Here is a 10,233-nt window from a genome sequence, read left to right as displayed (position 1 = left end):
CTATCTGGGGCGAAGAGGGCAACTTTATCGATGCGCTGGCGCATATGATCCTGCCTGCGGTGGTGCTGGGCACAATCCCGCTGGCGGTGATCGTGCGTATGACCCGTTCAGCGATGCTGGAAGTGCTGGGCGAGGACTACATCCGTACCGCCCGCGCCAAGGGCCTGACCCGCATGCGCGTGATTATCGTTCACGCCCTGCGTAACGCCATGCTGCCGGTGGTGACCGTTATCGGTCTGCAGGTGGGAACGATGCTGGCCGGGGCGATCCTGACCGAAACCATCTTCTCCTGGCCGGGACTGGGACGTTGGCTGATTGATGCGCTGCAGCGCCGTGACTATCCGGTGGTGCAGGGTGGGGTACTGCTGGTAGCGACGATGATTATCCTCGTCAACCTGCTGGTCGATCTGCTCTATGGCGTGGTGAACCCGCGTATTCGGCACAAGAAGTAAGGGGCCATCATGTCACAAGTTACTCAAGATAAAGCTGTCTCCGCACCGGTACCGATGACGCCGCTGCAGGAGTTCTGGCACTACTTTAAACGCAACAAAGGCGCGGTCGTCGGCCTGGTGTACGTTGTGGTGGTGCTGATTATTGCCATTTTTGCCAACTGGATTGCGCCCTATAACCCGGCGGATCAGTTCCGTGATGCGCTGCTGGCCCCGCCTGCGTGGCAGGAGGGCGGCAGCCTGGCGCATATCCTCGGTACCGACGACGTTGGCCGTGACGTGATGTCGCGCCTGATGTATGGCGCACGCCTGTCGCTGCTGGTGGGCTGCCTGGTGGTGGTGCTGTCGCTGATCATGGGCGTCGTGCTCGGTCTGGTGGCAGGCTACTTCGGCGGCCTCGTCGATAACATCATCATGCGCATAGTCGATATCATGCTGGCGCTGCCGAGCCTGCTGCTGGCGCTGGTACTGGTGGCTATCTTCGGCCCGTCGATAGTCAACGCCTCGCTGGCGCTGACCTTCGTGGCGCTGCCGCACTACGTGCGCTTAACGCGTGCCGCCGTGCTGGTCGAGGTGAACCGCGACTACGTTACCGCCTCGCGCGTAGCGGGCGCGGGCGCGATGCGTCAGATGTTCATCAACATTTTACCCAACTGCCTTGCGCCGCTGATCGTTCAGGCATCGCTCGGCTTCTCTAACGCCATTCTCGATATGGCCGCCCTTGGCTTCCTCGGCATGGGTGCGCAGCCGCCAACGCCGGAGTGGGGCACCATGCTCTCCGACGTATTGCAGTTCGCACAGAGTGCCTGGTGGGTCGTGACCTTCCCGGGTCTGGCGATCCTGCTGACGGTGCTGGCATTTAACCTGATGGGTGACGGTCTGCGTGATGCGCTCGATCCCAAACTGAAGCAGTAAGAGGCACGAGAATGGCGTTATTGAATATTGATCAACTGTCGGTGCACTTCGGCGACGAAGGGACACCGTTCCGTGCCGTAGACCGCGTAAGCTACAGCGTTGAGCAGGGCGAAGTGGTGGGCATTGTTGGGGAGTCCGGCTCCGGTAAATCCGTCAGCTCGCTGGCGATTATGGGCCTGATTGACTTCCCTGGCCGGGTGATGGCAGAGAAGCTGGAGTTTAACGGCCAGGATCTGAAGCGCATCTCTGAAAAAGAGCGCCGCAATCTGGTGGGTGCCGACGTGGCGATGATCTTCCAGGACCCGATGACCAGCCTTAACCCGTGCTATACGGTTGGCTTCCAGATTATGGAAGCGATTAAGGTGCACCAGGGCGGCAGCAAACGCACCCGCCGTCAGCGGGCTATCGATCTGCTAAACCAAGTGGGCATTCCGGATCCGGCGTCGCGGCTTGACGTCTATCCGCACCAGCTCTCCGGTGGGATGAGCCAGCGCGTGATGATTGCGATGGCTATCGCCTGCCAGCCGAAGCTGCTGATTGCTGATGAACCGACCACCGCGCTGGACGTAACCATCCAGGCGCAGATCATCGAGCTGCTGCTGGAGCTGCAGCAGAAAGAGAACATGGCGCTGATCCTGATCACCCACGATCTGGCGCTGGTGGCCGAAGCCGCACACAAAATCATCGTGATGTACGCGGGTCAGGTCGTCGAGTCTGGCAGTTCGCACGATATCTTCCGTGCGCCGCGCCACCCCTATACTCAGGCGCTGCTGCGTGCGCTGCCTGAGTTTGCTCAGGATAAAGCCCGTCTGGCCTCGCTGCCGGGCGTGGTGCCGGGTAAATACGATCGCCCGACCGGCTGCCTGCTCAATCCGCGCTGCCCGTATGCCACGGATAAATGCCGCGTCGAAGAGCCAGGCTTAAACCTGGTGGACAACGGACGTCGTTCAAAATGTCACTATCCACTCGATGATGCCGGGAGGCCTAACTATGAGTACGCATGAGGCCACAACCCCTGTGCTGTTGCAGGCTATTGACCTGAAAAAACACTACCCGGTGAAGAAAGGGCTGTTTGCCCCGGAGCGCCTGGTGAAAGCCCTGGACGGCGTATCGTTCTCTCTTGAGCGTGGGAAAACGCTGGCGGTGGTGGGCGAGTCCGGCTGTGGTAAATCCACGCTTGGCCGCCTGCTGACCATGATTGAGACCCCGACCGGCGGCGAGCTGTACTATCAGGGCCAGGATCTGCTCAAGCACGATCCGCAGGCGCAGAAGCTGCGTCGACAGAAGATTCAGATCGTCTTCCAGAACCCCTACGGCTCGCTGAACCCGCGTAAAAAAGTGGGGCAGATCCTCGAAGAGCCGCTGCAGATTAACAGCAATCTCAGCAAAGCGGAGCTGCGTGAGAAAGCGCTGTCGATGATGGCGAAAGTGGGTCTGAAGACCGAGCATTACGATCGCTACCCGCATATGTTCTCCGGCGGCCAGCGTCAGCGTATTGCCATCGCCCGCGGCCTGATGCTCGATCCGGACGTGGTGATTGCCGATGAGCCGGTGTCGGCTCTTGACGTCTCCGTACGTGCGCAGGTGCTGAACCTGATGATGGATCTGCAGCAGGACCTGGGACTCTCCTACGTCTTTATCTCCCACGATCTGTCGGTGGTAGAGCACATTGCCGATGAAGTGATGGTGATGTACCTCGGCCGCTGCGTAGAGAAGGGCACCAAGGAGCAGATTTTCAGCAATCCGCGTCATCCGTATACCCAGGCACTGCTCTCCGCGACGCCGCGCCTGAACCCGGACGATCGCCGGGAGCGTATCAAGCTGACCGGCGAGCTGCCCAGCCCGCTCAATCCACCGCCGGGCTGTGCTTTCAGCGCCCGCTGCCGCCGTCGCTTTGGTCCCTGCACCCAGCTTCAGCCGCAGCTGAAATCGTACGGCGGCCAGCTGGTGGCCTGCTTTGCGGTGGACCAGGATGAGAACGGCGAAAAGCCAATTAACCCTGCCTGAGTCGTTTGATTTACCCATCCACAAAACCGGAGCATAGCCTCCGGTTTTTTATTTATAGCGCCCAATTAAATTATTTCAAAATATTTCACAGGGTAACTAATTATTAAATTAAGAACTATCTTATTCAATCGGTTAGGCTGAAATCCATTGCTCAATAGCCCTTAACAAAGTCTAATTTGCTTTAAATTAGCATGATATTCCAAATATTTACCTCTTTTTCACTATTAAAAGCTTTGGTGTTTTTTGCCGCAAAAAAAGATAGCATGTGTACCGCGAATGCTTATCTTACTGCTGTAAATAGGGCGAAAGTCGTAGAGCAGCAATATAGCCCCGCAATAATTAAGCATATGGAAGACCGCTAACGGATCTCGTATCAACGCGATAATAAAATTTTAAACTCCTGCCTGTTAATAGCCGCTTTGGTCAAAACGGGACTGGGGATCTTTTGTTTGTGAATCATGAGTATAGATATGAATAATTATGATGATTTGCAGAGGTTTAAAGACAAGACTCACACACAGCAACACGATTTTAAAGACTTCTCGTCGCAAAACCTCGCGCATGACCACGGCAGCTGGGCCATTATCAATCAGCTCTCTCCAGCGACTGAAGAGTCGGCGCTGGCTATGGGCGGGCACGTCTCGCTGCCCATTCCGCAGTCCGTCGATGCGGATACGTTCGCCCTTAAAGAGCAGCCGTTTGTCGCGCCAGTGGCGTTAACCCCGGCACCGCTCCCTGATGCCGCCCCGCCTATTTTCCAGAGCGTTGCGGCCCAGCTGGCGACGCCGCCTGCCGCCCCGGTACTCGCGCCTGCGGCACTGATAACGGCACCTGCGCCGATACCTGCGCCAATCCCCACCGCCGCGCCCGCCGCTGCCCCGGTTAATTTCTCCCAACTCTTTGCGCCTAAAGCTGCAGAGGCGAAGCCCGCCGTTGAAAAAAATCAGCCGTTGAAATCGCTGTTAGAAAGGATCGCTTCATGCCGTTGATCTGTGTCTGTTCGCCGAAGGGTGGCGTAGGGAAAACAACCCTCACGGCAAACCTGGCCTATGCGCTGTCGCGCGCAGGCAATAAAGTGCTGGCGATTGATTTTGACGTACAGAATGCGCTGCGCCTGCACTTTGGCGTTCCTCTCTCTGACGGCCGCGGTTTTGTCGCTAAAGCCGCTGAAGCCGCCGACTGGAGCCAGTTTGTCCTCTCAGCAGGCGGCAATATCTTTGTTCTGCCCTACGGCGATGCCACAGAGCCGCAGCGCGAAGCCTTTGAAGCGCGTCTGGTACAGGATGAGCACTTTCTGCTGCGCGGTCTGAGCACCCTGCTCAACTACCCCGGCCTGATTATCATCGCCGACTTCCCACCCGGTCCCTCACCGGCGCTAAAGGCGCTGTCACGGCTGGCCGATCTGCATCTGGTCTCGCTGCTGGCGGATACCGCCTCGCTCTCCCTGCTGCCGCAGGTGGAGAACCACCGCCTGACCGGCGACGTGCTTAACCGCAAAGCGGGCTACTACGTGGTGCTGAACCAGAGCGATAACCGCCGTCAGATCAGCCGCGACGTTACCGCCTTTATGGAGCAGCGGCTGGGCGAGCGCCTGATTGGCGTGGTTCATCGTGATGAGAGCGTGATCGAGGCTAACGCCTCCCAGCAGTCGATTTTCGATTTTAGCCCGGCCTCGGCGGCGGCGTTTGATATCGAGCTGATTGCCAGAAAAGTGACCAATATTCTGGGCGTGAGGGTCGGCGACGGCACCGTTCACAGCCAGCCAAAGATGTCTGGATTCTAATTTTCGCCAGGGCGAACAATGAAAAAGTTCCTGTTTTACCTCCTGATCCTGGCGCTGGCGCCTGCCGCCGTGCTGGTGGTCATTACGCCAATGGATAGCCAGAAGCAGTACCTCTTTGGCCTGATCAGCATCGGCATTCTCTTTTTAATGGGCTACAGCAAAAAGCGCAGCATCTCCGTAATTATGGTGGTGATGTCGTTCCTGATGTCGACGCGCTACATCTACTTTCGCGCCACCCAGACCCTGCACTTTAACTCAGAGATAGAGACCATTCTGGGCATCGGCCTGTTCCTCGCCGATCTCTACGTCTGGGTGATGCTGCTGCTGAACTACCTGCAAACCATCTGGCCGCTGAAGCGGGAGATCGTGCCGCTGCCGGAGGATATGAGCCTGTGGCCGACCGTTGACGTCTACGTGCCGACCTATAACGAATCGCTGGATGTGGTGCGCGACACCGTGCTGGCGGCGCAGTGCATCGATTACCCCCGGGATAAAATGAAAATTTATATCCTCGACGACGGCAAGCGCAGCGAGTTTGCCATGTTTGCCGCCGACGTCGGGGTGGGGTACATCACCCGTAACGATAATTCACACGCCAAAGCGGGCAACCTTAACCACGCCATGAAGCTCACCAACGGCGAGCTGATCTGCGTCTTTGACTGCGACCACGTTGCAACCCGTATCTTCCTGCAGGCCACCGTTGGCGGCTTCCTGAAGGATCCCAAGCTGGCCCTGGTGCAGACTCCGCACTTCTTCTACTCGCCGGATCCCTTTGAGCGTAACCTCTCCGTGGGCCGCAATATTCCTAACGAAGGGATGCTGTTCTACGGCCCAATCCAGCGGGGTAACGATAACTGGAACGCCACCTTCTTCTGCGGCTCCTGTGCGGTGATCCGCCGCAGCGCGCTAGAAGAGATTGGCGGTTTTGCGGTAGAGACGGTAACCGAAGACGCCCATACCGCGCTGAAGATGCAGCGCCTGGGCTGGGGCTCGGCGTTTATCGATATTCCGCTGGCCGCCGGGCTTGCCACCGAGCGCCTGGTCCTGCACATCATCCAGCGTACCCGCTGGGCGCGCGGCATGACGCAGATCTTCCGCCTCGACAACCCGCTGTTTGGTCGCGGCCTGACCTTCCAGCAGCGCCTGTGCTACCTCAGCGCCATGCTCTACTACCAGTTCGCCATCCCGCGCATCATCTTTTTGACCGCGCCGCTGGCCTACCTGCTGTTTAACCTCAATATCATCTACTCCTCGGCGAGCCTGGTGTTTGCCTACGCGCTGCCGCACCTGTTTCTGTCGATCTACCTCAACTCACGGCTGAACGGGCGCTACCGCTACAGCTTCTGGGGTGAGATCTACGACCTGGTGCTGGCGTTCCATATCGTGCTGCCCACCATGGTGACCATGCTCTTCCCGAAACGCGGCAAGTTCAACGTGACCGATAAGGGCGGCCTGCTCAACGTCGGCTACTTCGACTTCAGCGTCGTGCGCCCGCACCTGGTGATCGCCTTCCTGCTGACGATTGCGGTGGTCTGGGGGATCGTGCGCGCCTTCGCGTATGACCACTTTGGCGTCGACCCAAAGGTTATTGCGCTTAACGTCGGGTGGGGACTCTACAGCCTGATCTTCCTGCTGGCGGCCATCGCCGTCGCCCGGGAAACGCGGCAGACGCGTAAAACGATTCGTATCGATGTGAAAATTCCGACGTTGATCCACTACGCCAGCGGCATCTCATCCCGCAGCGAGACCGCTGACCTGTCGATGGGTGGCTGCCGCGTCGCCGTGCCGGACAGCCGTCACCTGACCGATGAGATCGAAGAGATTGAGCTGCAGCTTCAGTCTGGGGCGATCAGCATTCCGGTGAAGACCATCGCCGCCGACGATACCTACGTGCGGCTGAAGTTTGAAGACATCCCGCTCTCCCGCCGCCGCGAGCTGGTGCGGGTGGTGCTCTCCCGCGCCGATGCATGGATCCAACCTCAACGACCGCAGGACAACCCGTTCCGTTCGATGCTGACCATCATGCGCTGTGTGTTCGACCTCTTCTGGCTGACGTGGAAGTCACGCCGTGAAAACCGCCGCCAGCGTGCGGTGCTCAAAGCTGCGCAGGAGAAGGGGAGCGTATGAGACGTTTAACCTCTCTGGCGCTGCTGGTCAGCGCGCTGTTCATTACGCCGCTCTACGGGGAGGAGACCACCCCTGCCGATCTGCTGCCGCTGGATCTGCCCCCGCCGGTGGCGAGCCCGGCACCGGCACCGACGGCCTTTATCCCGACGGTGGTGAACGATATCTCGCTGGCGCAGATGGGCCAGCCGCAGGGCATCGTTCTGAGCGGCGGCCAGCTGCAGGGCGGGGTGGCTTTTACCCTGCCGGTGAGCCAGGTGATCACCAACGCCCAGCTGGCGCTGAACCTGAAGGTTTCTCCGGCGATGGCGACTCGCAACGCCACGATGCAGCTGATGCTCAACGGCCAGCCGCTGGGCACCGTCCCGCTGGGGGCTGCCGACAGCGACGTCTCCCGCTTCCAGCTTGACCTCCCGGCGGCGCTGCTGGTCTCCAGCAACACCCTTAGCTTCAAGGTCAACGACGGCGACGCGATGATGTGCCAGCGCGATCTCACGGATAAGTACCGGGTGACCATCCTGCCAGACTCAAAATTTAGTCTTGAGGGGCAGCAGCTGGATATCGGCTCCGATCTCAGCCACTTCCCGCGCCCCTTCTTTGACAGCATGCAGATGACGCCTGCCACCATCGCTTTTGCTTTCCCGGCGAAGCTGACGGCGGACACCATCAGCGCGGCGGCGCTGATCTCCTCGTGGATGGGCATTCAGGCGGACTATCGTGGCGTCTCGTTCGCCGCCCGGAGCGATCGCCTGCCGGAGAAGAACGGCATTCTGGTCGGCCACCCCGGCGAGCGGATCGGCGGCCTGACCCTGCCCCAGGGCAGCGGGCCGACGCTGAGCATTATTGATAACCCGGCGAACCCCACCTACAAGCTGTTGCTGGTGGTGGGCAATGACGATCGCGCCCTGCGGGCGGCGGCCTGGCGTCTGACGCGGGGTAACTTTGCTCTGCAAACCCCGAGCGTCACGGTGGACGGTGAGTCGATCCCGGTCAGCAAACCCTACGACGCGCCGCGCTGGATCCCTACGGATCGTCCGGTGAAGCTCTCGGAGCTGATCCGCAAGGATCAAAGCATGACCGTGAACGGGATCTGGCACGATGCGCTGCGGGTGGCCTTCCGCGCCGCGCCGGATCTTTTCCTCTGGGATGGCGAAACCATTCCGCTGCGCATCGGCTACCGCTTCCCGTCGGAGAGCTGGATTGATGAGGATCGCTCATGGCTGAGCATGACCATGAACGACACCTTCCTGCACAACCTGCCGGTCAATAAGCAGGGGGCGCTGGAGACGCTGTGGCACAAAATGGGTGGCGACGCGCGCCAGGAGCAGTTCGACATGCCGCTGGAGCCGTACATGATCTACGGTGACAACCAGCTGTCGCTCTACTTCAACATCGTGCCGAAGGAGAGCGCGCCGTGCAGCGTGCTGCTGAACAACAACATCAAGAGCCGAGTGGATGATGACTCGTGGATCGACCTGAGCCACACCCGCCACTTCGCGCTGCTGCCGAACCTCTCCTACTTTGTGGGGGCCTCCTTCCCCTTCACCCGGCTGGCGGATTACTCGCAAACCGTGCTGCTGCTGCCGGAGAAACCCACCGAGACCCAGGTTGGAACGCTGCTCGATATGGCCGCGCGCTCCGGTAACGCCACCGGGACGGCCCTGAGCCACAACCGCGTGGTGCTGGGCATACCCACTGCAGGATCGAACCTCGAGCTGCTGCGGGATCGCGACGTGCTGGCGGTGACCGGGCTGGATCAACACGACTTTAACCGCGAGCTGTTAAAAACCTCGCCTTTCGTGGCCCACGACAATCTGCTGAGCGTCCGCGAGCCGACCCAGTGGCAGAAGATCCAGCGCTGGATGGCCGGGGACTGGAACGCAGACGGTCTTGAGGCCGATCGCTACTTCTCGTCGAACGAGTCCTGGCGCGGTTTCGTCAGCTTCCGCTCGCCGTGGAGCAGCGGACGCACGGTGGTTACCGCTATCGGCAGCAGTGACGACCAGCTCTCGCGGCTGCATAGCGATCTCGCCTCGCCGAAGATTAACGCTGGCATTCGCGGCGATGCGGCCATCATCACTAACGAAAATGGCGTGCGCAGCTTCCGCGTCGGTGCGCAGTACCCGCGCGGTGAGATGCCGATGCACCTGATGGTGATCTGGTATGCCAACCAGCACTCCGGGCTACTGGCGGTGCTGGGGCTGTGCTTCAGCATCATTGTCGGGCTGGCGCTGTATGCCCTGTTGAAAAAACGTGCGCGTAAGCGGCTGGATCCGCAGGATGGAGAGTGAAAAGGGTGACAACAATGACAATTAAAACCGCCCGTCGGTTATCGACCCTCTGCCTGTCGGGTGCGCTGACGCTCGGTGCGGTGAGTCAGGCGCAGGCCGCGCCCAACGATGCGGCGCTGAAGGCGCTGTTTGATCAGGCCAACTACTGGCATGAGAAATCCCACGACGATCTGGCGAGCGAGTCGCTGAAAAAAGTGCTGATGGTGGATGCCAACAACACGCAGGCGCTCTACCTGATGGCGCTCTGGGCGCAGCAAAATGGCGATTTGCAAACCGCTGCCCAGTGGCGCGCCCGGCTGGCGGCCGTGGCACCCGCTGACGCCGGACTACAGGCGCTGGATAACGCCAAACAGCTGGCGCAGGTGCCCCAGGGGCAGCTGACCCTGGCCCGCCAGCAGGCGCGTAGCGGCAACGTCCCGGCGGCGCTCGCGACCTGGCGCAGCATGTTTAATGGCGATACCCCGCCGCCAAGCCTGGCTCCGGAGTACTACCTGACCATGGGCAGCGACAAGTCGCTCTACCCGCAGGCGGTAGGTGAACTTCAGCGTTTTGTTGCCGAGAACCCGCAGGACAACGCGGCGCGCGTGGCGCTGGGTAAAATGCTGACGTGGCGGGAGGATACCCGCCGCGATGGGATCGCCCTGCTGGAGCCGATGGCCAGCGG

8 protein-coding genes and 1 pseudogene are annotated in these 10,233 nt (G+C 60.1%); all 9 read left to right on the top strand.

Features of this window, described 5'->3' with window-relative positions:
• Positions 1 to 452 (top strand): ABC transporter permease subunit (locus RTP97_RS13615; protein WP_312414484.1); only part of this gene is annotated, 452 nt, incomplete at its 5' end.
• A 9-nt stretch (positions 453 to 461) separates the two neighbouring features.
• Positions 462 to 1,364 (top strand): dipeptide ABC transporter permease DppC, encoded by a 903-nt coding sequence (gene dppC, locus RTP97_RS13610; protein ID WP_312414482.1) that lies wholly within the window; start codon positions 462 to 464, stop codon positions 1,362 to 1,364.
• A gap of 11 nt (positions 1,365 to 1,375) precedes the next feature.
• Positions 1,376 to 2,368, top strand: a complete 993-nt coding sequence (gene dppD / locus RTP97_RS13605) for a dipeptide ABC transporter ATP-binding protein (RefSeq protein ID WP_312414478.1) — start codon at positions 1,376 to 1,378, stop codon at positions 2,366 to 2,368.
• The gene (gene dppF / locus RTP97_RS13600; RefSeq protein ID WP_312414476.1) at positions 2,355 to 3,371 is read left to right on the top strand and encodes a dipeptide ABC transporter ATP-binding subunit DppF; all 1,017 of its coding nucleotides are present in this window, start codon (positions 2,355 to 2,357) and stop codon (positions 3,369 to 3,371) included. The genes dppD and dppF overlap by 14 nt, the downstream gene beginning before the upstream one ends.
• Before the next feature lie 470 nt (positions 3,372 to 3,841).
• Positions 3,842 to 4,360, top strand: a complete 519-nt coding sequence (bcsO, locus tag RTP97_RS13595; protein ID WP_312414474.1) for a cellulose biosynthesis protein BcsO — start codon at positions 3,842 to 3,844, stop codon at positions 4,358 to 4,360.
• Positions 4,351 to 5,154 (top strand): cellulose biosynthesis protein BcsQ, encoded by an 804-nt coding sequence (bcsQ, locus tag RTP97_RS13590; protein WP_312414471.1) that lies wholly within the window; start codon positions 4,351 to 4,353, stop codon positions 5,152 to 5,154. Before bcsO ends, bcsQ begins: the two co-directional genes overlap by 10 nt.
• A gap of 18 nt (positions 5,155 to 5,172) precedes the next feature.
• Entirely contained in the window at positions 5,173 to 7,281 is a 2,109-nt protein-coding gene (bcsA, locus tag RTP97_RS13585) for a UDP-forming cellulose synthase catalytic subunit (protein ID WP_312414468.1), read from the top strand.
• On the top strand, positions 7,278 to 9,569 hold the full coding sequence (gene bcsB / locus RTP97_RS13580) for a cellulose biosynthesis cyclic di-GMP-binding regulatory protein BcsB (protein WP_312414465.1): 2,292 nt from the start codon (positions 7,278 to 7,280) through the stop codon (positions 9,567 to 9,569). The genes bcsA and bcsB overlap by 4 nt, the downstream gene beginning before the upstream one ends.
• A gap of 14 nt (positions 9,570 to 9,583) precedes the next feature.
• Positions 9,584 to 10,233, top strand: a pseudogene (locus RTP97_RS13575) (cellulose synthase); the annotation flags it as partial.

The organism is Pseudescherichia sp. (assembly GCF_031998825.1).
Taxonomy (GTDB): domain Bacteria; phylum Pseudomonadota; class Gammaproteobacteria; order Enterobacterales; family Enterobacteriaceae; genus Pseudescherichia.
Note: the sequence above shows the minus strand (reverse complement) of the source record. Positions and strands in the feature narration are given on the sequence as shown.